Origin of the sequence: Rhizobium sp. 1399, assembly GCF_031455475.1 — a bacterium.
GTDB lineage: Bacteria > Pseudomonadota > Alphaproteobacteria > Rhizobiales > Rhizobiaceae > Rhizobium.
Genome location: NZ_JAVDSU010000013.1, coordinates 44,882 through 70,393, shown reverse-complemented (window position 1 = coordinate 70,393; position 25,512 = coordinate 44,882). Strand labels below are relative to the sequence as shown.

Below are 25,512 nucleotides of genomic sequence, written 5' to 3'. Positions count from 1 at the left end.
TTTCAGCCGACATTCTCGAATGCGGCTCGTTAGTCTTTGAAATCAAATTGAGATGCGAGGGCGGCACATGACGACGACCGACACGGAAGACCGCAATCGCAAACGTCCGGCCGACGAAGACGTCGACATCTATAACGAAGACGGCAATGTGCGCAGCGACTTCCTGGCGCGCCTGGGTGCGGCCATCGCCGACCGCGACACGCTGTTTCTTCGCCAGAATGTCGCGCGCCTGCACGAATCGGAAATAGGCGATCTGTTGGAATCGCTGCAGCCGGATCAGCGCCTGGCGCTGGTGCGCCTGCTCGGCGACGATTTCGACATGACGGCGCTGACCGAAGTGGACGAGACGATCCGCCGCGAGATCGTCGACCAGTTGCCGAACGAGCAGATTGCGGCTGCCATCGGCGAACTGGATTCGGACGACGCCGTCTACATTCTCGAAGATCTCGACCAGGAAGACCGGGAAGAGATTCTCGCACAGCTGCCGTTCACGGAGCGGGTCCGCCTTCGCCGCGCGCTCGATTATCCCGAAAGCTCCGCCGGCCGCCGCATGCAGACGGAATTCGTCGCCGTGCCGCCATTCTGGACGGTCGGCCAGACGATCGATTACATGCGCGACGAAGAGGATCTGCCTTACTCCTTCTCGCAGATCTTCGTCATCGATCCGACCTTCAAGCTGCTCGGCGCGGTCGATCTCGACCAGATCCTGCGCACCAAGCGGCAGATGAAGATCGAAACCATCATGCGGGAAACGAACCATCCGATCCCCGCCGAGATGGACCAGGAAGAGGCTGCCCAGCTCTTCGAGCAGTATGACCTTCTTTCCGCAGCCGTCGTCGACGAAAACGAACGGCTCGTCGGCGTGCTCACCATCGACGACGTGGTCGACGTGATCCACGAAGAGGCGGACGAAGACATCAAGCGCCTCGGCGGTGTCGGCGACGAAGAACTGTCAGACAACGTCATCTCGACCGTGCGTTCGCGCTTCCTGTGGCTGCTGATCAATCTCGGCACAGCGATGCTGTCTGCCAGCGTCATCGGCCTGTTCGACGGCTCGATCGAGAAGATGATCGCGCTTGCGGTGCTGATGCCGATCGTCGCCTCCATGGGCGGCAATGCGGGCACGCAGACCATGACTGTGACGGTGCGTGCGCTCGCGACCCGCGACCTCGATATCTACAATGCCGGCCGCATCATCCGCAGAGAGGCGGGGGTCGGCATCCTGAACGGAATGCTCTTCGCCTTGCTGCTGGGCGTGATCGCCGGCACATGGTTCCACAATTACCAGCTCGGCGCCGTCATCGGAGCGGCAATGATCATCAATCTGATTGCAGCGGCGCTTGCCGGCATCCTGCTGCCGCTGCTGCTGGACAAGATGGGAGCGGACCCTGCGATCGCCTCGTCCGTGTTCGTCACGACCGTCACCGACTGCACCGGCTTCTTCGCCTTTCTCGGCCTCGCGACATGGTGGTTCGGTATCTGAGCAGATGCCGAAATTGACTATTACGTAAAAGTCAATATTATGCCGGGTCGATGACGGGGATGAGATGTTAGTGAACAAGTATTATACCATAACGGAACTGACGCGCGAATTCGGAGTGTCGACGCGCACGCTTCGCTTCTATGAAGACGAAGGTTTGATCCATCCTGAGCGCCGCGGACGCACGCGGTTGTTCCGGCCTGCCGACCGGCGCCTCATTCAGGAAATCCTGCGCGGCCGGCGCATCGGCTTCACCATTGCTGAAATCCGCGAAATCATTCAGGTCTACAAGGAGCCGCCGGGCGAACTTGGCCAGATCAAGCTGCTCATGAAGCGCGTCGACGAAAAGCGCGAGGACCTGCGCCAGAAGCGCAAGGATATCGACGAGACGATTACCGAGCTCGACAATATCGAGGAGGCCTGCCTCGGCCGTCTCGCCGAGATCGGCGTTACCACCTGATCATTGCCTGATCATGCCTGGGGCTTGATCACTGTTGAGGCTCGGGCTGTGACTGCGGCGCAGGCTCTATTTCGGCGCTGCACTGGCTTGCAAGCGCCATAATCCGCTCATCATCCGCCTTGACCTCGCCGGCCTGGAACGGCGCGAAGAGTTGATGCGCCTGCAGCTGATCGAGCGTGCACTGGCAGAAGCCGCGGCAGAGCGCTTCGCCCTGCTCGACCGTGCAGGACGTGTTGCATTGGCGCAGATAGGTCGCGGCCGGATCGGGCTTTGGCGGCGCGACGATGAAGGTCAGGCCATAGGCGATGGCGATCAGCACCGGTTGGTGGATGAGGTAGAAGGCGAGGCTGTGGCGACCGAGGCGCGCGAGCCATGTTCCACCCGTGCCCAATGATGCCAGCTTCTGCGGCAGGTTCGTACGGAAGGAAAGACGCACGAGGCCCATGCCGAGGAAGAAGGGCGTTGCCCAGGGGAAGAGTGGCACAAAATCGTTCGACCGGTCTGGCGTGGCCGCAAAGCCGATCCAGGCCAGATATTTCGGGTCGAACAGGTGCGAATCCAGCACGCCGGGCATGACGAAGGCATCGGCGATCCAGGCGACGAACAGCGCCAGCGAGACGAGCAGGGTCACGGGCAAGGGCAGGCGCAGGAAGACCACGCCGATCAGGCTCAAAACCGCGATGGAATGCAGGATGCCGAAATAGATCCATCCGCCGGGCACGAAATAGGCTGTCGCTGCCGATATCACCACGGCCGCGCCGGCGATCATGGCGAAACGTTTCCAGAAGGAAGGCCAGCGGATGTCCGGCCGGCTGGAAAGCACAAGGCTGACACCGACAATGAAGAGGAAGGTGGTGGCGATCGCCCGGGCATAGATCTTCAGCCAGCCGCTCTCGGCCGTTCCGGGCGTAAGGTAGCCCATGAACTCCAGATCCCAGCTGAAATGGTAAGTGGCCATGGCAATGAGCGCCGCGCCCCGCGCTGTATCCACAAGGCCTATACGTGGCGGTTTTGCGTCAGCCGCTGCCTCCGTTGCCGGCACTATCATTCACAATCCCTCGGACAGCTCATCACCGTCACTCGCTGACGGCTTCGTGCGCTGAACAGGAGAAAGGTGGAGATTTGGTGGCGAGTTTGCGTCCATGATGGCGAGGCGCGCTTCCGAAAAGAATTGCCGGCGGGTGAGGACGAAAACCACCATTGATGTCGTACCCATAAAAACATAGGGATTAATGAACCAGCCGAGATAGCCGATCGACAGGAAGATCGCCCTGAGACCCTCGTTGAAATGGCTGCCGGCGATGACGTTCATGCGGATGACACGCTCCGCCGCCCGCTCGGCGGCAATGATATCCTTCTCCGTATCATGCACCATCGGAATGCCGCCGAAGAGAATGGTGCAATAGTTGAAGAGGCGGTAGGACCAGCCGAACTTGAAGAAAGCGTAGCCGAAAAGGGCTGCAAGGCCGCCGACCTTCATTTCGAAGACGGCGTGGCCGCTGTGGAAGACGAAAGGCAGGTCGGCGAAGACCGCATCCACCTTTTCCGTGGCGCCGAGCAAGGCGAAGCAGCTGCCGATCGCGAAAATGGATGTGGAAGCAAAAAAGGCAGTGCCATTTTGCAGCCCGGCCATGATCTGGGTGTCGATCATCTTCAAATCGCGGCGCAGGGAATTATATATCCATTCACGCCGCCGCTCTGCCATGGCATGGGTCAGGCTGGTGCGCCCGAAGAAGGTCTGGCCGTGCAACAGCCACGAATAGCCCATCCAGATAAAGATAAAGAAGGCAAGCGCGATATAATCCGCCGTCGTCATCATCAGTGATTCATTTCCCGCATCAAACGTGGCCACTCTACATATGCATGCGATTGCTGCAATGACCGGCAAAGATGAGAATGACTAGCAAGATGGGCCGCTTCGAACGAGAGCCTTTCCCGGTCAGCTTGAAGCATGCTGCCGGAGCAGGTTTTCGTCAGGGCAGAAGCGATTGGCGAAGGGCATACCTCTGGGGTATGTCCGAGCCGATCGCTTCTGATCCTGGCGGAAAGATGCCCGGCCCTTCGGGTTGGCTGAAACGGGCCGCCTGATCGACCGGCCGGCTTGGCCGTAGATCTGGGCTACGACGCGCGCCGGCCGGTCGATCATCCGACTCCGTTTGAGCCAACAGAATGCTTCAATCTGACCGGGAAAAGCTCTAGTGTCCGGCCGGATGTCGCACCGGTTCAAGGCGATGTCGGTCCGCCACGCGGATGCGGAACCGGGCTCGCATAGTCTGCATCGTGAAATTTAAAAGGCGCTTCCATGTTTCTTTCGGTATTCGATGTGTTCAAGATCGGTGTCGGGCCGTCGAGCTCGCATACGATGGGGCCGATGACGGCTGCCAACCGGTTCCTTGAGCTCATCCTGTCCAACGAATGGCCGCGCCCTTCCACCGGCGCGCAGGTGGCCGCCATCAAGGTGAGCCTGCACGGTTCGCTCGCCCACACAGGGATCGGCCATGGAACGGGCAGGGCGGTCATTTTGGGCCTGATGGGCGAGGCGCCCGACAAGGTTGACCCCGACCGCATGGATGCGATCATCAATGGGGTGGAAAAGAGTGGCCGGATCACGCCCGAGGGGCATCCAGCCTACCAGTTCCAGCCGAAAACGGACCTGATCTTCGACAAGAAGCAGCCGCTGCCAGGTCACGCCAACGGCATGAGCTTCTCCGCCTATGACAAAGACGGTCGGCTTCTCGTCAAGCGCATCTATTATTCCGTCGGCGGCGGCTTCGTCGTTACTGATACGGAGCTGGAGCAGATGCGGGCGCGCAAGAAGGCCTCGCAAGGCAATTACAAGGTGCCTTACCCCTTCGCCAGTGCCAAGCAGATGCTGGAAATGGCAGAACGTTCCGGCCTGTCGATTGCGCAGATGAAGCGCGCCAATGAGGAAAGCCAGCGCAGCCGCGAGGAGCTGGATTCCGGCCTCGACCGCATCTGGGAAGCAATGCGCTCCTGTATCGAGCGCGGGCTCAAGGTCGAGGGTATTATGCCCGGCGGCCTGAACGTCAAACGCCGGGCCAAGCATATTCACGACAAGCTGCAGGAAGAATGGCGCAGCAACCGCGTCAACCCGCTGCTCGCCAACGACTGGCTGAGCGTGTACGCGATGGCGGTCAACGAGGAGAATGCTGCCGGCGGACGCGTCGTGACCGCGCCGACCAATGGCGCGGCAGGCGTCATTCCCGCGACGATCCGCTACTACGAGCATTTCCATGAGGACTGGGACCGGAACGGCATCCACGACTATCTGCTGACCGCAGCGGCGATCGGCGGCATCATCAAGCACAATGCGTCGATCTCGGGCGCGGAAGTGGGCTGTCAGGGCGAGGTCGGCTCGGCTGCCGCCATGGCAGCAGCCGGCCTCGCAGCTGTCATGGGCGGCACGCCGGCCCAGATCGAAAATGCCGCGGAAATCGCGCTCGAACACCATCTCGGCATGACCTGCGATCCGATTGCCGGTCTGGTGCAGGTTCCCTGCATCGAGCGCAATGCGCTGGGTGCGGTGAAGGCGGTCACGGCCGCATCCCTCGCAGTGAAGGGCGATGGCCAGCATTTCGTGCCGCTCGACGCCTGCATCGAGACGATGCGCCAGACGGGTTACGATATGAGCGAGAAGTACAAGGAAACCTCGACTGGGGGCCTTGCCGTCAACGTCGTAGAATGCTGAGTTTGTGGACGCCCGTTGCTTCCTTCTTGACGCTGCCGGTCAAAAGGATTTCAACGGCAGCATGGCACTAAATCTCATCAAGCTCTGCGTCGGCTGCGACTCGATCGAAGACCTGCGCGAATGGGTGGCCGAACGGTCGTTGCGCGCCATCGCCGCTGGACTGGAACCGCATTCGGTCCATACGACCCGCATGGTACCGAAGCGGGTGGAAGAACTGCTCGACGGTGGCTCGCTCTATTGGGTGATCAAGGGGCAGGTACAAGCCCGCCAGAAGATCCTCGATATCCAGACATTCACCGACGGTGAGGGGATCGGCCGCTGCCATCTGGTGCTCGGTCCTGAGGTGATCGAAACCTCGGTGCAGCCAAAGCGGGCCTTCCAGGGCTGGCGTTATTATCCTGATGAGGATGTGCCGCGCGATCTCCACAGTCTCGGCGCCGGTATTGCCGAAATGCCAGCAGATCTTCGCCGCGAGCTGTCGGAACTCGGACTGCTTTAAAGCCGTTTGTTTTTACGCAAAACCGCTGCGCACTGCTGGAATTGCTTTGACGCCTCAGCGCAAACGCAGCACGACCGGCGAATTGCCATCGGGCGACGTGATGTGCAGGTGGATATGCGCCTCCGGCTGCGAGTAGCGCCAGGCGCGCGCACCGTGGCACAGCAGCAGGTTGATGAGATCACGGGTCTTCGGCGACTTCGCTCTTGGGCGCTGCAGGCCGATTTCGGCAAGACGCAGCGCTGCTTCGTGCAGCGGATGCAGGCCGGAACGGCCCTTGTTGACCGCCCGGCGCCCCGCAGGCGCATTTGGAATATTCTCGTTGATCGACATCATCTTCCTCGTACGCAATACAAATCGAACTAGGATCGACTGCCGGCGGCGCGAACACCGCAGCCGGCAGGCAGGAGCGCCGCCAAATCAGTCATAGGCGGCGCCGGATATCTCATTGAGCAGCCGCCCAGCACTTGACGCCGGCCTTCTTGAGGGCCTTGCAGGCGTTGACCGCATCACGCTGGCCATCAAAGCCGCCGAAGCGGGCGCGGTAGATTTGATCGCCGTCATTGGCATAGGCGACGGCGAAGGGCTTGGCGGAACTCAGCGCCTTACCGCCCTTGGCCTTGGCGTTTGCCAGAAGATCCATCGCCATTTCACGGCTAGAGGAGACGCCGATCTGGACGACCCAGCCGGATGGCTGCGGCACTTCCTTGGCGGCAACTTCCTTTGCCGGGGCAACCTTGGTGGAGGCTGTCGTCAACTCGTCGACGGAAGTGTCGCCCTGTTCCGGCGGTATATAGGCAGGTGCCGGCGTCGGCACGGCGACGGAAGCCTGTTCCTGCTGCTGCTTGATCGGCACGGTCTTGACCTTGGTCGGAGACGGCATCGGCTGCGTCAGCAGGGGATTATCTGTCTTGGGTGCGGCGGTTTCCGCGTACGCAACTTCGGTGCTTGCCGTCTGATAACGGCTGTCCGGAAGCGGACCCTTGTGCGGCAGGCCGAGATCGGCAGCGGCTGCCGTGACCGGCGGCTGATTGGCCGTGATCGCTTTCTTTTCAGCCACCTGGGCAACCTTGGCAGGGGAAACCGGAGCGGGTGTTTCGATCATCTCGGGCATCGGCTTCGACTGGGCGACAAGCGCGCCGCCGCTGCTGGAAGCCTTCGGCATGTAGGTCGCGAGCAGATTGCGCATCTGCGAGTCGCGGGCAGGGGTGGATGCACCGCCGAGAACCACACCGACGATCGACTTGCCATCAGCCTGCAGGGAACTGACAAGATTGAAGCCGGCGGCGCGGGTGTAGCCGGTCTTGATGCCATCGACGCCACGCACGGAGCCGACGAGGCGGTTATGGCTGCGGATCACGCGATTGCCGAACTTGAAGGCGCGCGTGTTGAAATAGCCGTAATATTGCGGGAAATGCTGGCGAAGGGCGATGCCGAGGCGGGCCTGATCGCGGGCCGTCGTCATCTGCGCGGTGTTCGGCAGGCCGTTGGCATTGCGATAGGTCGTGCGTGTCATGCCGAGCGCGTGGGCCTTGGCTGTCATCATCTGGGCGAAACGATCTTCCGAACCGCCGAGCATTTCGCCGAGGGCGGTCGCAGCATCATTGGCAGACAGCGTCACAAGGCCGAGAATACCCTGTTCAACGGTGATCGTGCCGCCGGCGCGCACACCAAGCTTGGTCGGCGCCTGGGCGGCGGCGTGAGCGGAGAAGGGGACAGGCGTATCGAGGCGGATGCGACCCTGCTCGAGCGCCTCGAATGTCATGTAAAGCGTCATCATCTTCGTGAGCGACGCCGGATATTGCAGACGGTCGGCATTCTCGCTGTAGAGAACATTCCCCGTCCGGGCATCAACGACGATACCGGCATATTTCGGATTTGCAGCTTCCGCTTCGGCATTGACCGAGTCGACCGCGACGATCGCGATAGCCATCGAAAGGATCGTCAGCACCTTTGTGAGGAAACCGGCAGACCGCGGCGATGATACGGAGGAAATTGACCTTGACACTATTCCACTCTTCGCTTGCATTTTGGATGTCCGGCGGGTCACGCGCCCCCTACTGCGTAACCGGCTGTCTTGGAAAACTACCGGTTCAGCGTTACCAATCCGTTTATGATGAATCGTTTCTTCAGACATTTGCGGGGATTTTAGCGGAGTGTTGCAGACCGGCTCACAAGCCGGCTTTCCACAAAAGTCCTGATCGCGGCATCAATATGGTCCCAGTCGGCCAAATGACGGCTCGAGAACCGGTAGAGCACACTTAAATCCTTGCCGACCTTGATATCGCGCTGGCAATCGCCGCTGGTTGCCATTTCCGCAGACGAGGGCAGGACGCAGCGCACGACGTAATCGGCGCTTCCTTCGCGCGGCGCGGTCAGCAGCACCTCGCCGTTGTAGCCGGCATCGGCTCGCAGGCGGTGCAGCGTCAGGCCATGGGAGGTTTCCGAGGCACCATCCATCAGGTGCGAATAGATCGGCTCCAGCCGGCCCGACATGTCCCGCGACATCGTGCCTTGGGTGATCTGCAGGAAAATCAGGCCTGACGATTGGGCAACGTCGTCGAAACGCTGGCGCGTTTCCTTGCTGTAGCCCTGCATTTCCGGCCAGGTGAGATAGAGATCGACCCGTTCGGCCGTGCCGTCATGACGTTCGCTGGGGAAGCGAATCGTGTTGGCAGGCAGGCCGACCGTGTCGAGGCCGATGGTGAGCGTGATCCCGGCATTGCTTTCAGTATTGCCCGCAAGCGAGATGTGACGGCCGAACCAGCGGCCGGCAACGCTGATCGCAACCGTCAGCAGCGCCAAGACCGCAATCGTCGCCGTGACGCGAACCAGGAAGCGGGTCGAAAGAAGGGGCTGCTCACCAGGGTGGCCCACGGCGGAATTGCTCATCGTCGTCCTCGGATATCGGGCCGCCGTAAGAAAAACGCGAGTCGTCGGTGCCGGTGAAGAATCTCCTGATGAGGATGGAGCGGCGGGAGTTAATGGGCCGTTAACTCAACCAAAAGGAAGTGCCACAAAAGAAGCGAGCCGTTCCCGGGACAGCGGGAACGGCTCTGGGCGCCGGTCGGGACGGGGATGCGGGGACTGACCGGGGCCGGTATGCCTGTTACTTCACGCTACCGACAGCGACGGCGCGGCCGTCCTGCAGCTTCGTCCAGCGGGCCGGATCATCGGCGGACTGGCGCTTCAGGTAGGTGTATTCGGTATCCGACCACAGCAGCACCTTGTTGCGCATATTGTCGAGAATGAAGTCGCCGTGATCCGTACGCACGGTCAGCACCGCATGGCCCTCGCCATTCGGCTGCAGCACGACAGTCATCAGCGTATCTGATGGAGAGAAGCCGGCATCGATCAGCATCTTGCGCTTCAGCAGCGCGAAATCCTCGCAGTCGCCGACAGTGCGCGGATAGGCCCAGCGCTCCTCGACACCATAGATCTCCATGTCCGTCATCGGCTGGATGGTCGAGTTGACGGTGTAGTTGACCTTGAGGATCTCCTTCCAGCGATCCTCGGTCAGGATCGCCGGGCCGGCATCACCGCCGGCATAAGCGCATTCACTCGGATTGGCCTGACAGAATTCATAGTGCCCGATCGGCGGGCTCGCATTGCCTGCAAGTGTCATGCTGGCGGGTGATGCCTGTCCTGCGCCCGCCATTGCCACCGTTACGCTAACGGCCAGAAGGCCGCTCTTCAGTAGATTTCGAATTGACATTATCGTCTCCCCGTTATGAGGACGACAATGACACGGACGTTTTTATCTCACGCAAAATTACGCAATCAAATTAATGGCTTAGTTGATTCAAAAGCGCATCGAACTTGATTCAAATCCACATCGAATACGCTTAAAATTAAAAGCGCATTCGTCTCGAATTCGATTAAAATTGAAGGATTGGGAAAAAGGCTTTCGGGCCGGAAATGGCCGAAAAACGGACAGGCTGTTAACGATTTTCGATAAGCCGGATAAATTTCTGCAACAAGCTGCAGTGGGGATGGCGGCCGGCGGAGATCCGATTGAAGCGTACAAACAGGCGGGATCGCCGTGCAGAAAGCCGATTTCGCCTTACGTCCCGATTTTCCGCCGTAAAAATAATTTCGTCAGAGATCGCGGAATCTGTTCGTCGCAGCGACGATTGCGGCGGCAATATCCGCATTTGCAGTCGAATGGGCCGCCTTTGGCAGCACGATGAACTCGGCGCCCGGCCATGCGCGGGCAAGTTCCCAGGCGGTGACAAGCGGTGCTTCTATGTCGAAGCGTCCGTGGATGAGAAAGCCGGGGATGCCGGCGAGGCGATCAGCATTCTTCAGTAGGATGCCGTCTTCGAGCCACGCGCCCTCGCGGAAATAGTGGGTGATGATGCGGGCGCGCGTCAGAAAGTAGCGCGGATCGGACCAGCGCCCGGGCAGACCGGCGGGATCGGCAAGAAGGATTGTCGCCGCTTCCCATTCATGCCAGTCGCGCGCCGCTTTCAGCCGTACCTGCTCTTCGGGATCGTTGAGGAGTTGATGATAGGCGCTCACCCTGTCGATGCCACGGAGCTCCGGTGGCAGCGCCTTGCCGAAACGGTGCCATTCCTCGGGAAAGAGCGGCGCCATGCCGCGATAGAGCCAGTCGATTTCGGAACGCCGTGTCGTGGTGACTCCTGCAATAACTATGCCGCTGACATGATCCGGATGGGATTGCGCATAGGCGAGCGCCAGCGTCGAACCCCAGGAATTGCCAAAGATGATCCACTTTTCCACGCTAAAGAGGCTGCGCAGCCTCTCTATATCCTCGATGAGATGAGCGGTCGTGTTGCGGGAGAGGTCGGTCGCGGCGTCGGCGGCATTCGGCAGGCTGCGCCCGCAATTGCGCTGATCGAAAAGGATGATGCGGTACACGGACGGGTCGAAATAGCGGCGCGCAGCGGTGGAACAGCCGGAGCCTGGTCCGCCGTGCAGGACAAGCGCCGGCTTGCCTGCCGGATTGCCGCAGGCCTCCCAATAGATCAGGTTGCCGTCGCCTGTATCGAGCAGGCCGTGTTCATAGGGTTCGATTTCCGGAAACAGGACCGACATGACCGTACCGCTTGTTGAGGTGCGCTGTATCCTTCAAGTCTGTGACGGATAAATGACAAGAGTGGCGGCATTCTATGGCATCTGCCACACAAGATGCAGGAGATTATTCAACCCAACACGGAAATTGTCAGTCCTACCTCTCGCAGTTTAGGACAGAAAAACGGGCGTAAAACCGCAGCGCACTTTTGCTGGAATTGCTTTAGAGAAATTCGCGCAACGTCTCGCGCGACTGGACCGACAGGAATTCGATCGCAACACCCTCCGAGAAGTGGCGAACGACGCGGCCGCGCATGTTGCCGAGGCGAACAGGCGTGCCGAGTGGCGGGCGCACTTCGCAATCGACGGCGGCGCCCGAGAGCGAAAGGTCCATGATGCGGCAGGTGTAGCGCGTGCCGTCTTCGAGCGTGAAGTCGGTCTTCGTCTCGCGCGGGGTCAGACGATCATGACGGCGATCTTCCGGCAGGCCGAGCTCGTGTTTGTTGGCAAGCCAGGTGAGCTGGGCCGCGAGCTTCTCGCGCTTGCGCTCGGTGGCGTTGATCGACATGGTGAAGCCGCGCATATCGACGGTCTGTACATGACCTTCGACGCGGCCGAGATGGTCGATGTAGGCGACGATGCGTTCATTGGCGCGCGGGCGGCCGGCGCAGGTGACATACATGTCGCCGGGCGACATATCGATCACCATGCACTCGAATTCCTCGTAGTTCGCAAGCATCAGCCGGCCCTGCATATTGATGGGCACGCGCTGGAACACTCCCTGTTCTGGGCGCGGCGCAGGTCGGTGCGTCTGAGCGGGCTGGAACGAGTGCATCAAAGGGCTTCTTTATGAAATCGCTGAGCCCAATCCTTACCTGCAATCCCTTAACAGAAGGTTGTGGAACGAGCCGCCGCATAACCCTAAAGTACTATAGGCGGCGACCCAAAATGGAACGGTCAGCGAGCGGCTGCCCCATGCAGGAAATGCGACATGGCGCGCAGCATGGCCCGGCCGAACGTGGCCTGTTTTTCGGCGGCGACCTCGACAGGGCGACGCGGTTCGGCCTCGGCCGTGCGGCCAAACTTGTCATGCAGCAACCGGCTGCGATCGAGGGCGAGGAGCTCCAGCGGCACTATCTCCAGCCAGCTCGCAGCAGCGGCAGGCGCGATGGCGCCGAGCAGCCGGTCGCAGCCGCCTTCGGGCGAACGCAGCGGCATCATGATGATCTCAAAGGCCGCATGATGGCCGGCGGTGCTGTAGCCCGTCGCGTTGAAAAGCGTTGGAATGGCGTGAGCCATGACGCCCTGTGCCGTCCTTTCGATATCCTCGTGTTGGCCGTTGGCCCAAAGGGCGGAGAAACGCTCGCCGCGCAGATCGCGACCGAAGAGATCGCAGATCTTGGTGCCGGCGAGGCGGAAGCGGATATGCCGGTCTGCCGCCGTCTCCAAGATGAAGAGGCTCGACAGGAGATGAGGGATCGCGCCGGGCTCGATCTGCGATTTCAGCGGTGCATCCCGCCCGCCGCGCAGTGCATTCCAGTAGTCGAATATGTCGATCGTGATCTGAAGGCGCATGGCAGTGTCTCATTTCGGTTCATTGGGGCGCGGTTTTCGCCCCTTCACCTTCTACCTTGCGGATTTCATGCCAAATCCGGCGAGTTAAGGTTAAGAAAGGGTTTCGCTTGAGCGCCGAGGCCTGTCATGAGACCGTCTCTCCATCACTTCGAACAGTGAAGTTCTGCACAAGACTGCCAGGGGGAGGGGCATCCTTCGGGGAACCCAGGCGAGCCGTCCGGCCAGTTCCGGACGGCTTTTTTTTTGAAGCTGGCTCCTGTATGGCTGTGACCTCCAACGAGGCGAGATGAGCATGAACGAACAGACGTCCGGGCCTGACCAGGCATTCCAGCCTATGCAGCCCGAACCGCCGGCCAGGCCGCCACGCCAGCCGGTTTTCAATCTTCCGCCCGCGCTGTTTGCCACGCTCCTGCTTCTGATCCTGATCTACGCCGGGCAGTCGGTACTGTCTCCCGACGGGCTTTCCTGGTTCCTGTTCAACTTCGGCTTCATTCCGCTGCGCTATGCCGTTTCGCTTGCAGAGCAGGGGCCGCAGCTCTACTGGACGCCGGTCACCTATTCGCTGCTGCACGGAAGCATCGAGCATATCGTCTTCAACGGCCTGTGGCTGATGGCCTTCGGCGCGCCGGTCGTGCGCCGCATCGGCACGTTCCGCTTCATCATCTTCTGGATTCTTTCCTCTGTCGCCTCGGCGGCCCTGCATGCGGCCCTGAACTGGGGCAGCGAAGGGCTGCTCATCGGTGCATCGGGTGTGGTCTCGGGCCTCATGGGCGCCGCCTGCCGCTTTGCCTTCCCCTCCGGGCGGCAGATGGTCCGCCCCGCGCACCTCAATCCGCGACTGTCGGTGCTGCAGGCGATGCAGAGCCGTACGGTGATCATCTTCACGCTGTTATGGCTGGTCGGCAACGCGCTGATCGCCGTCGGCATCCCGCTCGTCGGCGACGGCAGCCAGGAGATTGCCTGGGATGCGCATATCGGCGGTTTCGTCTTCGGCTTCTTCCTTTTCGCGCTCTTCGACCGGAAACTGCCTGAAGAACCCGTGCCCCACCCTGACGACGAGTTGCAATCCTGACCCAAGCAGTGCACCATTGATCAATCCGCGATGGGAGGAGAAACCACCGCGGAGCCTGTGTTCCCGACAAGTGTTTCACTTTCGCCATGGGAGGTACAAATGGCCAGTTCCGTCAAGGCAATACTCGATCTGAAGGGTCGTGACGTCGTCACCACCGGACCGAATACCACGGTTGCGGAAGCGGCTGCGATTCTGAGCAAAAAGAAGATCGGCGCGATCGTCGTCGTCGGCATGGAAAACAAGATTTCGGGCATGTTCACTGAGCGCGATCTCGTGCATGTCATCGCCAAGGCCGGCAAGGACGGGCTCGATCAGACGCTTTCTTCCGTCATGACCTCGAAGGTCCTCCGCTGCAACGAGCAGACCTCGGTCAACGAGCTTATGCAGCTGATGACCAGCAAGCGTTTCCGCCACGTTCCCGTGGAAGCCAACGGCAAGCTTGCCGGCATCATTTCGATCGGTGACGTCGTGAAGTCGCGCATCGCCGAGGTCGAGCGAGAAGCCGAAGAGATCAAGGCTTATATTGCAAGCTGAGTGACTCTTTATTCTACGCAATTCCGAACGCAAAACCGCTGAACACTTTTGCTGGAATTGATTGGGCGTCAGGGGTGCCTGGCGTAGAGTTCCTGCATACGCTGCAGCTCGGGCAGCCTTGCCCGGGCTTCCTCATAGCCACGTTCGATGGCTTCTCCCGCACGATGGAATTCCGACAGGCCGATGTCCGACAGGCGCGGCTGCAGCGAGATATCGGGCGGATCGCCGGCAAGGCGCGCTCGCGCGATACGATCCTGAATGATGTTGAAGGCCTGCACCATGACGCCGGTCATGCCCATCCTGGCGGCATAGGGCGCATCCCTCTGCTGCTGCACTTCGGCAGGCGAGAGGCTGGCATTGTGGCGGACGACGGCGGAACGGCCGTAGAGATCATAGTTGAGGTTGACGGCGACGACGAGCGGCTGCTCGTAGCTTCGGCAGACGGAAACCGGTACGGGATTGACGAGTGCGCCATCGACCAATGTGCGGTTGTTGCTGCGCACCGGCTCGAAAATGCCGGGCAGGGCGTAGGATGCGCGGATCGCCGTGATCAGCGAACCGTTGGCGATCCAGACTTCGTGTCCGGTGTTGACCTCAGCCGCGACCGCAACAAAGGGCCGGTCGAGATCCTCGATCGTCAGTCCTTCCAAGTGTTCCTGCATGCGTTTGGTCAGTCGCATGCCACCGAAGAGGCCGGAGCCGCCGATCGTCAGATCGAGCAGGCTCGCGATGCGGCGCATGGTGAGCGAACGGGCGAAACCTTCCAGCTCGTCCAGCTTGCCGGCGAGATAGCAGCCACCAACGAGCGCGCCGATCGAGGTGCCGGCGATCATGCCGATCTCGATGCGGGCCTCATCGAGCGCACGCAGCACGCCGATATGCGCCCAGCCTCGAGCGGCGCCGCCGCCAAGCGCTAGGGCAAGCTTTGCTTTCTTTTCGGGAACCGCGAGCACAGGAGAAACGGGCGTATCGTCACGCACCGCCAAGCCGGAACCGCCCCCATCGGAGCTTTGACGATTCATACTCCAGCCCAACATGGCGTTCCTTCCTCCCGGCAGAACACTGGGTTCCTATTAACCGCCCCGAACCCTTTCCAAATTGTATATAGAGACGACCGGCGTCGCAATAAGGAGCAGGTGGCCGGGATATTTGGCCTATTTTCCGTAAATGTCCTTGGGATCGAAATGCAGGTCGTCATCGACGATGGTCAGCATGGGCTTTCCATCTTCCAGGGTGACGGTGCGGTAGAAGCAGGAGCGGCGGCCCGTGTGACAGGTCGCGTCATGGCCGGCGACCTCGACCTTCAGCCAGATGGCGTCCTGATCGCAGTCGGTGCGGATTTCCTTGACGATCTGGAGATTGCCCGAGGTCTCGCCCTTCTTCCAGAGCTTGCCGCGCGAGCGGCTGAAATAGTGGGCGAAGCCGGTCTGGATGGTTAGCGCCAGGGCCTGCGCATTCATATGGGCGACCATCAGCAGTTCGCCGTCACCGGCATCGGTGACAATGGCCGTGATCAGACCGCGATCGTCGAAGCGCGGCGTGAAATCGCCAGCATCCTCCAGCTCGGATTTATCGTCCGACGGCTGATTGAAAATCAGTTCACTCATCGCGGCCCTCCTGAGGGAGCTGATCTCAGCGGCCCCTTACCATTGTCATGAATCGGACCTGATCGGCCGGTTCAGTCTTGAACGTTCCAGTAAAGGTTGTCGTCAATGTGGTCGAACCCTGCTTCTGCACGCCGCGCATGGCCATGCACATATGTTCGGCCTCGATCATAACGGCGACACCGCGCGGGCGCAGCGTTTCATCGATGGCCTTGGCGATCTGCGAGGTCATCGTTTCCTGCGTCTGCAGGCGGCGGCCGTAGATTTCGACGACGCGGGCGACCTTGGACAGGCCGAGAACGCGTCCATCCGGCATATAGGCGACATGCGCCTTGCCGATGATCGGCACCATGTGATGTTCGCAGTGAGAGAAGAAGGGAATGTCCTTCACCAGCACCATGTCGTCATAACCGGCAACCTCCTCGAAGGTCCGGCCGAGCACGTCTTCCGGGCTCATCTCGTAACCGGCGAAGAGCTCGCGATAAGACTTGGCGACGCGGGCAGGCGTATCCAGCAGGCCCTCACGCGACGGATCGTCGCCAGCCCAGCGCAGCAGGACACGAACAGCGTCCTCTGCCTCCTGCTGGGAGGGGCGATCGGATTCACGGGCGGTCTGCGGAAAATTCTTGACGATGGCGTCCATATTCAATGGTCTCCTGGTCCGCAACGCGGACCTTATTCGGACTAGCCACTGGTACCCCAAGCGGGAATTCTTGCACCTTTGGCAGGCTCCGGGGCTTTCCAGGCTCGCTTTCTCGAACCCTTCCGGCACGGTTTCCCAATCAAACTTATCCGGGCCCATTGCATTTCAATGGCCCTCGAACGACATACATATAGGAAGACGACCCTGGTATGTAAGTATGCTGTCGTTTGACTGTGTGTTTTTTGTTTACATGACAATCACATAGGAATTAGCGTCGCTTTTAGGCGTTTTTGGAGCCAAATCCGTCATGGATGACATCTATAACAGCAAAATCCTCGAATTTGCCGGCAATATTCCTCTGACCGGCACGCTTGACGATGCGGATGCGAGCGCCCAGGCGCATTCCAGGCTCTGCGGCTCGAAAGTGCGCATCTGGCTGAAAATGGATGGCGATAGGATCAGCGCCTTTTCGCATGACGTGAGGGCCTGCGCCCTCGGCCAGGCCTCTTCCTCGATCATGGCCCGGCATGTTGTCGGCGCGACATCAGGCGAAGTGCGCAAGGCGCGCGAGGATATGCTCGCCATGCTGAAAGCGGATGGCGAGGGGCCCGATGGACGGTTCGCCGACATGCGCTATCTCCTTCCCGTGCGTGATTACAAGGCGCGTCATGCCTCCACCATGCTGACCTTCGATGCCGTCGTCGATGCTATCGGCCAGATAGAGGCAAAACGCGCTGAAACCGTCGAGGCGTAAGCTATGTGCGAATTCTGTCTGCTGCGTGAGGAAGAGGAAGACGAGGGCGGTGCCGCCGCGCCGAAGCCTCGCGCCCGACCGCTGCAGAGATTTTCGCGCAACTACCAAGGTCCGTTCCGCAAGACGCCTGACCGGCTTTTCGGCATGGGGCTCATCCGCCTCTATCAGCTGACGCTCTCCGGCTTCGTCGGCAATTCCTGCCGGCATATCCCGACCTGCTCCGAATATGGCTATGAGGCCGTCGCCCGCCATGGGCTCTGGGCCGGCGGCTGGATGACGCTCTTCCGCGTCGGCCGGTGCGGTCCGGGCGGCACAAGTGGGCTCGATCCGGTACCTGACAACCTCGAATCCCGTTTCCGCTGGTTTACGCCGTGGCGCTATTTCGGGCTCGGGCGGAAGGAGGCATAAGGTGTGTACCTTCATCGCACTTCTGCACAGCATCGTCCTGACCTCCGAGCGGCGCGTGATCATGGAAGATCTGCGAAAGCTTGCCGAAGAGCTGGGCTATCGTGAACCGCGCACGCTGGTCTCCACAGGCAACCTCGTATTCGAGGCAGATGAAATGCGGCCGCACGAAGTCGAAGAGCAGTTGGAGGAGGCTTTTGAAGAAAAGTTCGGCAAACATGTCGATATCATCGTGCGCAGCGACTGCACCTGGATGGCGCTCTGCAGCGCCAATCCCTTCAAGGACGGCGCTGGCGACCAGGTGATCGTGCGCGTCAACCGGCTGCCGATCGACCCGGACAAGGTGGAAGCGCTGAAGCCGCTCCTTGCCGAAGGGCAGCGGATGAAGCTTGTCGGTTGCGATCTCTGGATCGATTTCCACGGCAAGCCGAGCCAATCGAAGCTGCTATCGGCGCTCACGACCAAGCGCATGGGCGTGGGAACGATGCGCAACTGGAACACAGTGCGCGGCCTTTTCGATATGGTCCTCTAGGCTCGCTTCTCCTTTACTCAGACACCAAATATCAGTATCAGGCGGCAGCGGCATTCCCGGTGGATGACGCTTCCGTTTCAACCACCCGCATTCGTTGGCGGGACTGGACAAGGAGAATTTGAATGTCCCAATCCGTTTCCCTGATATTTCCCGATGGTTCGGTGCGCAGCTTCCCGGCTGACGCGACCGGCAAGGATGTTGCCGAATCCATTTCCAAGTCGCTCGCCAAGAGCGCTGTCGCGATTGCGATCGACGGCACCGTGCAAGACCTTTCCGATGCCGTCACCGACGGCAAGATCGAGATCATCACGCGCAAGGATGGCCGCGCGCTGGAACTCATCCGGCATGATGCCGCACACGTGATGGCAGAAGCCGTACAGGAACTGTGGCCTGGCACGCAGGTGACGATCGGCCCCGTGATCGAGAACGGCTTCTATTACGACTTTGCCAAGAACGAGCCTTTCACGCCCGACGATCTGCCCAAGATCGAAAAGAAGATGAAGGAGATCATTGCCCGCAATGCGCCCTTCACCAAGCAGATCTGGTCGCGCGAGAAGGCCAAGGAAGTTTTTGCCGCAAAGGGCGAACAGTACAAGGTCGAGCTCGTCGATGCGATTCCCGAAGGGCAGGATCTGAAGATCTACAATCAGGGCGAATGGTTCGACCTTTGCCGTGGCCCGCACATGGCCTCCACCGGCCAGGTCGGCACCGCCTTCAAGCTGATGAAGGTTGCCGGCGCCTATTGGCGCGGCGACAGCAACAACGCCATGCTCTCGCGTATCTACGGCACGGCATGGGCTGACCAGGCCGATCTCGACAATTACTTGCATATGCTGGCGGAAGCCGAAAAGCGCGACCACCGCAAGCTCGGCCGCGAAATGGACCTGTTCCATTTCCAGGAAGAAGGCCCGGGCGTCGTCTTCTGGCATGGCAAGGGCTGGCGCATCTTCCAGTCGCTCGTCTCCTACATGCGTCGTCGGCTCGCCGTCGACTATCAAGAGGTCAACGCGCCGCAGGTGCTCGACACCGCACTCTGGGAAACCTCGGGTCACTGGGGCTGGTATCAGGAAAACATGTTCGCCGTGAAATCGGCCCATGCCATGACGCATCCCGAAGACAAGGAAGCGGATAACCGCGTCTTTGCGCTGAAGCCGATGAACTGCCCCGGTCACGTGCAGATCTTCAAGCATGGCCTGAAATCCTATCGCGAGCTGCCGATCCGTCTCGCCGAATTCGGCCTTGTGCATCGCTACGAGCCCTCGGGCGCACTGCACGGGCTGATGCGCGTGCGCGGCTTCACGCAGGACGACGCGCACATCTTCTGCACCGACGAGCAGATGGCAGCCGAATGCTTGAAGATCAACGACCTGATCCTCTCGGTTTATGAAGACTTCGGCTTCAAGGAAATCGTTGTGAAGCTCTCCACCCGTCCGGACAAGCGCGTCGGCACCGATGCGCTCTGGGATCGGGCGGAAGCCGTCATGACTGATGTGCTGAAGACGATCGAGGCGCAGTCCGAGGGACGCATCAAGACCGGCATCCTGCCGGGCGAGGGCGCTTTCTACGGGCCGAAGTTCGAATATACGCTGAAGGACGCGATCGGCCGCGAATGGCAGTGCGGCACGACGCAGGTCGACTTCAACCTGCCGGAACGCTTCGGCGCCTTCTACATCGACAGCAATTCGGAAAAGACCCAACCCGTGATGATCCATCGCGCCATCTGCGGCTCGATGGAGCGCTTCCTCGGCATCCTGATCGAGAACTTCGCCGGCCATCTGCCGCTGTGGGTTTCGCCGCTGCAGGTCGTCGTCGCGACGATCACCTCGGAAGCTGACGGCTACGGCCAGGAAGTGGCCGAGGCGCTGCGCGACGCCGGACTGCATGTCGAGACCGACTTCCGTAACGAGAAGATCAATTACAAGATCCGCGAACATTCCGTTACGAAAGTTCCCGTCATCATCGTCTGTGGCAAGAAGGAAGCCGAGGAGCGCACGGTCAATATCCGCCGCCTCGGCAGCCAGGAGCAGACATCGATGTCGCTGGATTCGGCGATCGAAAGCCTTGCCCTGGAGGCAACACCGCCCGATATCCGTCGTAAGCTCGAGGCAAAGAAGGCCAAGGCAGCCTGAAAATTGCCTTTTGGATAATGGCAGCGCCCGGCATTGATCTGCTCGGCGCTGTCAGAAATCTGACATGCAACAGTAATATAGCCGCCAAAAAACAGGGGACGGGTTTCATCCCGGCAGGCATTCGAGTGCGCTTCAAAGAGCTTTCCTACGCGAACGAACGGGATCCGCGCTTCAAGCGCTGGCTCATCCGCTCCATCGAGGGCCTTTCCGGCCGTGACCGCTATGTACGGCTCTACGACATCTGGCGCTCCGACATTGTCGGCAAAAGCGACCGCGTCTTCGGCAAGATGCTCGATCTCATCGATGTCGAGATCAATGTGAAGGGCAGCTGGCCGCTCGAGCCGGTGCCGGACGAGCCGATCGTCATCGTCGCCAACCATCCCTTCGGCATAGGCGACGGTATTGCGGTGCTGGCGCTAGCCGAGCAGATTGGTCGTCCGTTCCGGGTACTGATCCACAATGATCTCCTGAAGGTGCCGGAAATGGCGCCTTATTCGCTGCCGATCTCCTTCGAGGAGACCAAGGAAGCGATGGCGATGAACATGAAGAGCCGGCACGAGGCAGTTCGCCTGCTGAAGGAAGGCACGACGATCGTGATTTTTCCGGCTGGCGGCGTGGCCACCGCCAAGAAGGGCTTCGGCCGCGCCGAAGACCTGCCGTGGAAGATGTTCCCGGCCAAGCTCATCCAGGCGACCCGCGCCAGCGTGCTGCCGATCTATTTCGAGGGCCAGAACGGCCGGCTCTTCCATATCGCCAGCAGGGTTTCGATGACGCTGCGCCTGTCGCTGCTCATCCGCGAATTCCGCCGTCTTTCAGGCAGCACGATCACCGCGCATGTGGGTAGGGTACTGTCCTGGGAAGAACTCAGCAGCGGCAGCGACCGCAAGGATCTGCTCGCCCGTCTCTTTGACGCCGTCTTCTCGATGGCGCCGAAGAAGAAGGCCTTCCTCAAGCGCGCAAGCTGAACATTTCCGGAGATTTCGGACGCGGCGTCAGTCGAGGCTGGCGCCGTCGCCGCTTTGCAGATCTTCATAGGACGGCAAGGGCGGCTGCGGCGGGATCTCGCCGCCCGGCTGGGGCACACCCTTCGGCCCGGCCGCGGTCTGTCCTGGCGGCACGGCTGTGGCGGCCGGAGCAATCGGCTGCTGGGCCTGCTGGTTCTTCATCAGCACTTCGACATCGGTATTGACGCCGGCAGCGACGGTGAAGTCACGCTGATAGATCTTGTCCTTGTTGCGGGCGACCGCCGTGTATTCACCTTCCGCCAGGACCATGGCCGGAAAGGCGCTCACACTTTCGCCGACGCTGTCGCCGGCCGCCGTCAGGATCGACCAGGCGGTATCGGCAATCGCTTCGCCGCCGGTTTCCGAGACCAGCTTGAAATTGATCTGTGCCGCCCTGTGCTGGATCGTCGCTTCGGTGAGCTTGCCAGCCTCCACCTGGATGTCGGCACGGATGGTCGCGTTGACATTGCCGTATTCGGAGACGACGTGATAGGTGCCGGCGTTGAGGCGCACGACCGTATTCGGTGGCACATCGGCCATGACAAGGCCGCGCTCGCCGTCGTCGCGGACTTCCGCGGAATAGATCGAGAAGCTCAGCTGGTTGGGCCGAATGCGGACATCGGAGCCGGAGACGGCGTTGAGCAGCAGCCCGCCGGCATCGAGAACCATCACCTGCTTGTCGACTGCGCCTTCATCCGACACCGTCAGCTTCTTGGTGACGCCGGCGCGGCCGAAGGAAACGTTGACGAAATAATCGCCGGCAGCGAGCTGGAAGGCTGCGGTGCCACCACGGGAGCTTGCGATGAGCGGCAGCTTGCCATCATTTCCAGCGACGGGACTGAATACATACCAGGAAAGCCCGTCTTCGACAGGCGCGCCATCGGCCGTGAGCTTGGCTTCCAGCGAGACGTCACGCAGATGCACGCCCTCCTGCGCCGTGCCTGGCGCGATGAACGCGTTGAGCTTCGGCATTTTCGGCGTCGATTCGAGCTGCTTGAACTCCTTGAAGGCGTCCTGGGCGGCAGCGCCAAACGGCGTCAGCAACATCAGGGCAATAGCAAGGCCGATCCGTGCAAAAGGCAAAATGCCAAACATCCTGTTCGTGAACCGATTGACTTCTGAAATCGCAGAGTCCACTTCAAGACCAATGCCATGGCAAATTCAAGACCTCCGGCCACCCTCTGCATACAAATGAGAGTTTCTTCCGCATGAAATCCGACATCAAGCTGATCGATTATCTCGCCGTGCGCCGCTCCATCCCTGCGTTCCAGATGTGCGAACCGGGACCGGCAAGGGACGAGATCGAGGAAATCCTGCGCCTTGCATCGCGCGTTCCCGATCACGGTAAGCTCGCCCCCTGGCGCTTCATCGTCTATCGCGGCGAAGAGCGCGTGCGGCTGGGCGAAGAACTGCTGAAGCTGGCGCTCGAAGCAAAACCCGATCTCTCTGAGGAAATGATCCTGGTGGAACGCGCACGCTTTACCCGTGCGCCTGTCGTCGTCGGCATCGTCAGCAAGGCTGGCCCGCATTTCAAGATCCCGGAATGGGAACAGATCATGTCGGCGGGCGCGCTGTGCCTCAACGTCATCCTGGCTGCCAATGCGCATGGTTATGTTGCCAACTGGCTGACGGAATGGTTCGCCTTCGACGAGCGCGCCTATCCGCTGCTCGGCGTCCAGCCGGGCGAAAAGGTTGCCGGTTTCATCCACATCGGCTCCACCACCTTCCCACCCGTCGAGCGTCCACGCCCTGAGTTAACCGAGACGGTCACCTGGCTCGGCGGCGAAGACTGATGTTCTACACGACGGACACCAACAGGCACGGGTTGGCGCACGATCCCTTCAAGGCGATCGTCGCGCCACGGCCGATCGGCTGGATCGGCAGCAAAGGCAGGGACGGGTCGATCAATCTCGCGCCATATTCGTTCTTCAATGCGGTCGCCGACAAGCCAAAGCTGGTGATGTTCTCATCGAGCGGGCACAAGCATAGCCAGAAAAACGCCAGGGAGACCGGCGTCTTCACCTGCAATTTCGTTAGCCGCAACCTCGCGGAGAAGATGAACCTGACCTCGGCCGCCTTGCCCTACGGCACCAACGAGTTTGAATTCGCCGGGCTGACCCCAAAGCAGGCAGAGCTCATCGATGCGCCCTATGTGACAGAGGCCTTCGCCGTGCTGGAATGCAAGGTGACCGAGATCATTGAGCCGAAGACGCTGTCCGGCGAAGCATCCGAGAATGTCTTCGTTTTCGGAGAGGTCGTCGGCATCCATATCGATGAGGCGATCGTCAGAGATGGCCGGTTCGATGTGGCGCTGGCGCGGCCGATCGCACGCATGGGCTACATGGACTATTGCGAAGGCAGCGAGGTCTTCGAAATGTTCAGGCCGAAGGTCTGACCTCGGCACAAGGCTTGAACAAAGCCTAATAAATATGGTGAACCAATCATAAACTTTTTCCGGCTATCGTCCTTGTATTGAATAAGACGCGAAGGAATCGCGTTCAGTGCTGGGGCGTTGTCGTGATCATTGAAGCATTTCTTCGTTGGGTCGAAACGGCCAAGACGGCTGACAGGGCGGCCGCTGCAAATGCTCTGGGACGCGTCTATCTCAAATCGGAAATGTCGGACGAGCGGCGCGACGCTGCTGAAAAGGCGATGACCTACCTGCTCGACGATCCGTCGCCGCGTGTGCGGCTTGCGCTCGCCGAAGCAATCGCCTGGGCGCCGCATGCGCCGCGCAACATCATTCTCTCGCTTGCCGAAGACCAGCCGGAGATCGCCTGCCATGCGGTGACCTGCTCGCCGGTCCTGACCGATGCCGATCTCGTCGATCTCGCAGCACGCGGCAGCGGTGCAACGCGCATGCTGATTGCGGCACGCGCCCATCTGACCCGCCCCGTTTCGGCGGCACTTGCCGAAGTCGGCGACGAGGACGAAATTCTCTGCCTGCTCGAAAATGACGGCGCGGCGATTTCCGCCCAATCCCTGAAGCGGATTGCCGAACGGCTCGGTGATGTCAGCGACATCAGAAACCTGCTTCTCGACCGCATCGATTTGCCGGCCGATGCCCGCCAGCTTCTGACGCAGCATGTCAGCAATGCGCTGGTCGGCCTGCCGCTGGCGCAGGCGGCAATCGGCCTGCAGAGGCTGCAGCGCATCAGCCGCGAGGCGACGGAAGCGGCGATCGTTTCCATCGCCGGCGATATCGCGCCGATCGAAGTGCCAGATCTCGTCGAACATCTTCGCCTGAACGACCGGCTGACGCCTTCCTTCCTTATGCACGCGCTCTGCTGCGGCAAGGTGGAATTCTTCGCCTGCGCCATCGTCAACCTGTCAGGTTGCAGCGACCGGCGCGTGCGGGCAATCCTTGCCACGGGCCGCATGCATGCCGTGCGCGCGCTCTATGAATCGGCGGGCCTGCCGCGCGATATCAGCATCATTTTCGTGGAAGCGACATTCCTGTGGCGCGAGGCTTCGCGCAACACCTCGGCCTCGCTGCTCGGCAGCATCTGCGGGCGCTTGCTCCAGAAATTCCACAGCCGGGTCGGGCAGCATGACGCGGTCGGCGAGTTGCTCGATATGGTCGAGAAGCTTCATGTGGCCGAGCAGCGCCGGTCGGCCCGTGTTTATGCCTCGCTTGCAGCGGCCTAGTCGGTAAACCGGGCCGCAGCCCAGGAATAGCTTGCAGAGACGAAGTGCAGCGGTTTCGCCAGGCTGTTCTTCACGTCCTGGCCGGAAGGCAAGTTGGCGCGCACGCGCCCGGCAATAGTATCCACAAAACCGCCAAGGCCATCCCGTTGTTCGGCTACCTCGGGCGCTGCTGGCGCAGCGGGCGCCGGATTGGCCGGTTCGGTAGCGGCAAGCGACTTCGGCGCCTCGCAGACGGCAATGACAGTCGGATAGCTGGCATTGGCATAGGTCTTCAGCCGCTGTTCGGCCTCGGCATCGCAGGCGACGACGGTTTCCCAGTGTTTGTCGACCGTGGCGACGTAATTGCACTGGCTGACGGAATCGTCGCAACCGAGGATCGTCATGGCGATGAGGACGGCTTGCATATTTTGCCTCCATGGCTATTGAGCCTGTC

General features: G+C 60.6%; 28 protein-coding genes. 14 read left to right on the top strand and 14 right to left on the bottom strand.

The genetic code is table 11. From position 1 onward, the window contains the following. Nucleotides 1–67 precede the first annotated feature (67 nt). Together mgtE and J2X71_RS30325 are read left to right on the top strand one after the other, a co-directional pair. Nucleotides 68–1,483 (top strand): magnesium transporter, encoded by a 1,416-nt coding sequence (gene mgtE / locus J2X71_RS30330; RefSeq protein ID WP_310388148.1) that lies wholly within the window; start codon nt 68–70, stop codon nt 1,481–1,483. 64 nt (nt 1,484–1,547) lie between these two features. Beyond that, the gene (locus J2X71_RS30325; RefSeq protein ID WP_037102513.1) at nt 1,548–1,940 is read left to right on the top strand and encodes a MerR family DNA-binding transcriptional regulator; all 393 of its coding nucleotides are present in this window, start codon (nt 1,548–1,550) and stop codon (nt 1,938–1,940) included. Between the two features lie 28 nt (nt 1,941–1,968). On the opposite strand, the gene J2X71_RS30320 is transcribed toward J2X71_RS30325, so the two are convergent. Next, nucleotides 1,969–2,988, bottom strand: a complete 1,020-nt coding sequence (locus J2X71_RS30320; RefSeq protein WP_310388145.1) for a heparan-alpha-glucosaminide N-acetyltransferase — start codon at nt 2,986–2,988, stop codon at nt 1,969–1,971. Further along, nucleotides 2,989–3,756 (bottom strand): DUF599 domain-containing protein, encoded by a 768-nt coding sequence (locus tag J2X71_RS30315; RefSeq protein ID WP_310388319.1) that lies wholly within the window; start codon nt 3,754–3,756, stop codon nt 2,989–2,991. 486 nt (nt 3,757–4,242) lie between these two features. On the opposite strand from J2X71_RS30315, the gene J2X71_RS30310 reads away from it, so the two are divergent. Together J2X71_RS30310 and J2X71_RS30305 are read left to right on the top strand one after the other, a co-directional pair. Then, nucleotides 4,243–5,649 (top strand): L-serine ammonia-lyase, encoded by a 1,407-nt coding sequence (locus J2X71_RS30310; protein ID WP_113323429.1) that lies wholly within the window; start codon nt 4,243–4,245, stop codon nt 5,647–5,649. Nucleotides 5,650–5,710: 61 nt separating this feature from the next. Further along, nucleotides 5,711–6,148: a DUF1489 family protein gene (locus tag J2X71_RS30305; RefSeq protein WP_310388143.1), complete on the top strand. Its 438-nt coding sequence runs from the start codon at nt 5,711–5,713 to the stop codon at nt 6,146–6,148. A 54-nt stretch (nt 6,149–6,202) separates the two neighbouring features. Here the strand turns inward: J2X71_RS30305 and J2X71_RS30300 are convergent, their stop codons facing one another. The 7 genes from J2X71_RS30300 to J2X71_RS30270 all read right to left on the bottom strand — a co-directional run bounded on the left by J2X71_RS30300 (nt 6,203) and on the right by J2X71_RS30270 (nt 12,754). Then, nucleotides 6,203–6,478 (bottom strand): hypothetical protein, encoded by a 276-nt coding sequence (locus J2X71_RS30300; protein WP_310388317.1) that lies wholly within the window; start codon nt 6,476–6,478, stop codon nt 6,203–6,205. Between the two features lie 112 nt (nt 6,479–6,590). Further along, complete coding sequence (locus J2X71_RS30295; RefSeq protein WP_310388141.1) at nt 6,591–8,174, bottom strand: serine hydrolase; 1,584 nt, start codon at nt 8,172–8,174, stop codon at nt 6,591–6,593. 119 nt (nt 8,175–8,293) lie between these two features. Further along, nucleotides 8,294–9,037: a hypothetical protein gene (locus tag J2X71_RS30290; protein ID WP_310388137.1), complete on the bottom strand. Its 744-nt coding sequence runs from the start codon at nt 9,035–9,037 to the stop codon at nt 8,294–8,296. A gap of 217 nt (nt 9,038–9,254) precedes the next feature. After that, complete coding sequence (locus J2X71_RS30285; protein ID WP_025668657.1) at nt 9,255–9,860, bottom strand: transglutaminase-like cysteine peptidase; 606 nt, start codon at nt 9,858–9,860, stop codon at nt 9,255–9,257. Nucleotides 9,861–10,243: 383 nt separating this feature from the next. Continuing rightward, nucleotides 10,244–11,203, bottom strand: a complete 960-nt coding sequence (gene pip, locus J2X71_RS30280; RefSeq protein WP_310388135.1) for a prolyl aminopeptidase — start codon at nt 11,201–11,203, stop codon at nt 10,244–10,246. Nucleotides 11,204–11,402: 199 nt separating this feature from the next. Further along, nucleotides 11,403–12,014 carry a PilZ domain-containing protein gene (locus J2X71_RS30275; RefSeq protein ID WP_310388133.1) on the bottom strand — a complete coding sequence of 204 codons (612 nt, stop codon included), beginning with the start codon at nt 12,012–12,014 and terminating at the stop codon, nt 11,403–11,405. A gap of 122 nt (nt 12,015–12,136) precedes the next feature. Next, complete coding sequence (locus J2X71_RS30270) at nt 12,137–12,754, bottom strand: PAS domain-containing protein (RefSeq protein WP_310388132.1); 618 nt, start codon at nt 12,752–12,754, stop codon at nt 12,137–12,139. A gap of 292 nt (nt 12,755–13,046) precedes the next feature. Here J2X71_RS30270 and J2X71_RS30265 point away from each other — a divergent pair, with 292 nt between their 5' ends. After that, nucleotides 13,047–13,826, top strand: coding sequence for a rhomboid family intramembrane serine protease (locus tag J2X71_RS30265; RefSeq protein WP_310388130.1), 780 nt, complete (start codon nt 13,047–13,049; stop codon nt 13,824–13,826). A gap of 99 nt (nt 13,827–13,925) precedes the next feature. Then, nucleotides 13,926–14,360: a CBS domain-containing protein gene (locus J2X71_RS30260; RefSeq protein ID WP_310388128.1), complete on the top strand. Its 435-nt coding sequence runs from the start codon at nt 13,926–13,928 to the stop codon at nt 14,358–14,360. Between the two features lie 68 nt (nt 14,361–14,428). Here the strand turns inward: J2X71_RS30260 and J2X71_RS30255 are convergent, their stop codons facing one another. From J2X71_RS30255 to folE, 3 genes are all read right to left on the bottom strand, one after another. Further along, nucleotides 14,429–15,397, bottom strand: coding sequence for a patatin-like phospholipase family protein (locus tag J2X71_RS30255; RefSeq protein WP_310388127.1), 969 nt, complete (start codon nt 15,395–15,397; stop codon nt 14,429–14,431). Between the two features lie 117 nt (nt 15,398–15,514). Beyond that, nucleotides 15,515–15,967 (bottom strand): phosphoribosyl-AMP cyclohydrolase, encoded by a 453-nt coding sequence (hisI, locus tag J2X71_RS30250; protein WP_310388125.1) that lies wholly within the window; start codon nt 15,965–15,967, stop codon nt 15,515–15,517. Nucleotides 15,968–15,992: 25 nt separating this feature from the next. Beyond that, nucleotides 15,993–16,607 (bottom strand): GTP cyclohydrolase I FolE, encoded by a 615-nt coding sequence (folE, locus tag J2X71_RS30245; RefSeq protein ID WP_310388123.1) that lies wholly within the window; start codon nt 16,605–16,607, stop codon nt 15,993–15,995. Nucleotides 16,608–16,914: 307 nt separating this feature from the next. On the opposite strand from folE, the gene J2X71_RS30240 reads away from it, so the two are divergent. The 5 genes from J2X71_RS30240 to J2X71_RS30220 all read left to right on the top strand — a co-directional run bounded on the left by J2X71_RS30240 (nt 16,915) and on the right by J2X71_RS30220 (nt 21,392). Beyond that, nucleotides 16,915–17,361: an iron-sulfur cluster assembly scaffold protein gene (locus tag J2X71_RS30240; RefSeq protein WP_037102481.1), complete on the top strand. Its 447-nt coding sequence runs from the start codon at nt 16,915–16,917 to the stop codon at nt 17,359–17,361. 3 nt (nt 17,362–17,364) lie between these two features. Beyond that, nucleotides 17,365–17,769, top strand: coding sequence for a membrane protein insertion efficiency factor YidD (yidD, locus tag J2X71_RS30235; protein WP_310388121.1), 405 nt, complete (start codon nt 17,365–17,367; stop codon nt 17,767–17,769). Nucleotide 17,770: 1 nt separating this feature from the next. Beyond that, nucleotides 17,771–18,298 (top strand): DUF1697 domain-containing protein, encoded by a 528-nt coding sequence (locus J2X71_RS30230; RefSeq protein WP_310388119.1) that lies wholly within the window; start codon nt 17,771–17,773, stop codon nt 18,296–18,298. Between the two features lie 122 nt (nt 18,299–18,420). Further along, a complete protein-coding gene (gene thrS / locus J2X71_RS30225; protein WP_310388117.1) occupies nt 18,421–20,427 on the top strand; it encodes a threonine--tRNA ligase in 2,007 nt (668 codons plus the stop codon). Nucleotides 20,428–20,552: 125 nt separating this feature from the next. Continuing rightward, nucleotides 20,553–21,392, top strand: coding sequence for a lysophospholipid acyltransferase family protein (locus J2X71_RS30220; RefSeq protein WP_113323462.1), 840 nt, complete (start codon nt 20,553–20,555; stop codon nt 21,390–21,392). Nucleotides 21,393–21,419: 27 nt separating this feature from the next. Here the strand turns inward: J2X71_RS30220 and J2X71_RS30215 are convergent, their stop codons facing one another. Next, on the bottom strand, nt 21,420–22,526 hold the full coding sequence (locus J2X71_RS30215; RefSeq protein ID WP_310388114.1) for a hypothetical protein: 1,107 nt from the start codon (nt 22,524–22,526) through the stop codon (nt 21,420–21,422). A 113-nt stretch (nt 22,527–22,639) separates the two neighbouring features. Here J2X71_RS30215 and J2X71_RS30210 point away from each other — a divergent pair, with 113 nt between their 5' ends. The 3 genes from J2X71_RS30210 to J2X71_RS30200 all read left to right on the top strand — a co-directional run bounded on the left by J2X71_RS30210 (nt 22,640) and on the right by J2X71_RS30200 (nt 25,079). Then, nucleotides 22,640–23,224: a nitroreductase gene (locus tag J2X71_RS30210; RefSeq protein ID WP_113323443.1), complete on the top strand. Its 585-nt coding sequence runs from the start codon at nt 22,640–22,642 to the stop codon at nt 23,222–23,224. Then, nucleotides 23,224–23,826 (top strand): flavin reductase family protein, encoded by a 603-nt coding sequence (locus J2X71_RS30205; RefSeq protein WP_113323444.1) that lies wholly within the window; start codon nt 23,224–23,226, stop codon nt 23,824–23,826. Before J2X71_RS30210 ends, J2X71_RS30205 begins: the two co-directional genes overlap by 1 nt. 122 nt (nt 23,827–23,948) lie before the next feature. Next, nucleotides 23,949–25,079 carry a DUF2336 domain-containing protein gene (locus tag J2X71_RS30200; RefSeq protein ID WP_310388109.1) on the top strand — a complete coding sequence of 377 codons (1,131 nt, stop codon included), beginning with the start codon at nt 23,949–23,951 and terminating at the stop codon, nt 25,077–25,079. Here J2X71_RS30200 and J2X71_RS30195 read toward each other — a convergent pair. Further along, nucleotides 25,076–25,483 (bottom strand): hypothetical protein, encoded by a 408-nt coding sequence (locus tag J2X71_RS30195; RefSeq protein ID WP_310388107.1) that lies wholly within the window; start codon nt 25,481–25,483, stop codon nt 25,076–25,078. The two genes, J2X71_RS30200 and J2X71_RS30195, sit on opposite strands and share 4 nt — an antisense overlap. Between the last annotated feature and the right edge of the window lie 29 nt (nt 25,484–25,512).

Excerpts from the sequence above, each read along its gene's own strand:
- mgtE (WP_310388148.1), top strand. The coding sequence starts at position 68 with ATGACGACGACCGACACGGAAGACCGCAATCGCAAACGTCCGGCCGAC.
- J2X71_RS30325 (WP_037102513.1), top strand. The coding sequence starts at position 1,548 with ATGTTAGTGAACAAGTATTATACCATAACGGAACTGACGCGCGAATTC.
- J2X71_RS30320 (WP_310388145.1), bottom strand. The coding sequence starts at position 2,988 with ATGATAGTGCCGGCAACGGAGGCAGCGGCTGACGCAAAACCGCCACGT.
- J2X71_RS30315 (WP_310388319.1), bottom strand. The coding sequence starts at position 3,756 with ATGACGACGGCGGATTATATCGCGCTTGCCTTCTTTATCTTTATCTGG.
- J2X71_RS30310 (WP_113323429.1), top strand. The coding sequence starts at position 4,243 with ATGTTTCTTTCGGTATTCGATGTGTTCAAGATCGGTGTCGGGCCGTCG.
- J2X71_RS30305 (WP_310388143.1), top strand. The coding sequence starts at position 5,711 with ATGGCACTAAATCTCATCAAGCTCTGCGTCGGCTGCGACTCGATCGAA.
- J2X71_RS30300 (WP_310388317.1), bottom strand. The coding sequence starts at position 6,478 with ATGTCGATCAACGAGAATATTCCAAATGCGCCTGCGGGGCGCCGGGCG.
- J2X71_RS30295 (WP_310388141.1), bottom strand. The coding sequence starts at position 8,174 with ATGCAAGCGAAGAGTGGAATAGTGTCAAGGTCAATTTCCTCCGTATCA.
- J2X71_RS30290 (WP_310388137.1), bottom strand. The coding sequence starts at position 9,037 with ATGAGCAATTCCGCCGTGGGCCACCCTGGTGAGCAGCCCCTTCTTTCG.
- J2X71_RS30285 (WP_025668657.1), bottom strand. The coding sequence starts at position 9,860 with ATGTCAATTCGAAATCTACTGAAGAGCGGCCTTCTGGCCGTTAGCGTA.
- pip (WP_310388135.1), bottom strand. The coding sequence starts at position 11,203 with ATGTCGGTCCTGTTTCCGGAAATCGAACCCTATGAACACGGCCTGCTC.
- J2X71_RS30275 (WP_310388133.1), bottom strand. The coding sequence starts at position 12,014 with ATGCACTCGTTCCAGCCCGCTCAGACGCACCGACCTGCGCCGCGCCCA.
- J2X71_RS30270 (WP_310388132.1), bottom strand. The coding sequence starts at position 12,754 with ATGCGCCTTCAGATCACGATCGACATATTCGACTACTGGAATGCACTG.
- J2X71_RS30265 (WP_310388130.1), top strand. The coding sequence starts at position 13,047 with ATGAACGAACAGACGTCCGGGCCTGACCAGGCATTCCAGCCTATGCAG.
- J2X71_RS30260 (WP_310388128.1), top strand. The coding sequence starts at position 13,926 with ATGGCCAGTTCCGTCAAGGCAATACTCGATCTGAAGGGTCGTGACGTC.
- J2X71_RS30255 (WP_310388127.1), bottom strand. The coding sequence starts at position 15,397 with ATGTTGGGCTGGAGTATGAATCGTCAAAGCTCCGATGGGGGCGGTTCC.
- hisI (WP_310388125.1), bottom strand. The coding sequence starts at position 15,967 with ATGAGTGAACTGATTTTCAATCAGCCGTCGGACGATAAATCCGAGCTG.
- folE (WP_310388123.1), bottom strand. The coding sequence starts at position 16,607 with ATGGACGCCATCGTCAAGAATTTTCCGCAGACCGCCCGTGAATCCGAT.
- J2X71_RS30240 (WP_037102481.1), top strand. The coding sequence starts at position 16,915 with ATGGATGACATCTATAACAGCAAAATCCTCGAATTTGCCGGCAATATT.
- yidD (WP_310388121.1), top strand. The coding sequence starts at position 17,365 with ATGTGCGAATTCTGTCTGCTGCGTGAGGAAGAGGAAGACGAGGGCGGT.
- thrS (WP_310388117.1), top strand. The coding sequence starts at position 18,421 with ATGTCCCAATCCGTTTCCCTGATATTTCCCGATGGTTCGGTGCGCAGC.
- J2X71_RS30215 (WP_310388114.1), bottom strand. The coding sequence starts at position 22,526 with ATGTTTGGCATTTTGCCTTTTGCACGGATCGGCCTTGCTATTGCCCTG.
- J2X71_RS30210 (WP_113323443.1), top strand. The coding sequence starts at position 22,640 with ATGAAATCCGACATCAAGCTGATCGATTATCTCGCCGTGCGCCGCTCC.
- J2X71_RS30205 (WP_113323444.1), top strand. The coding sequence starts at position 23,224 with ATGTTCTACACGACGGACACCAACAGGCACGGGTTGGCGCACGATCCC.
- J2X71_RS30195 (WP_310388107.1), bottom strand. The coding sequence starts at position 25,483 with ATGCAAGCCGTCCTCATCGCCATGACGATCCTCGGTTGCGACGATTCC.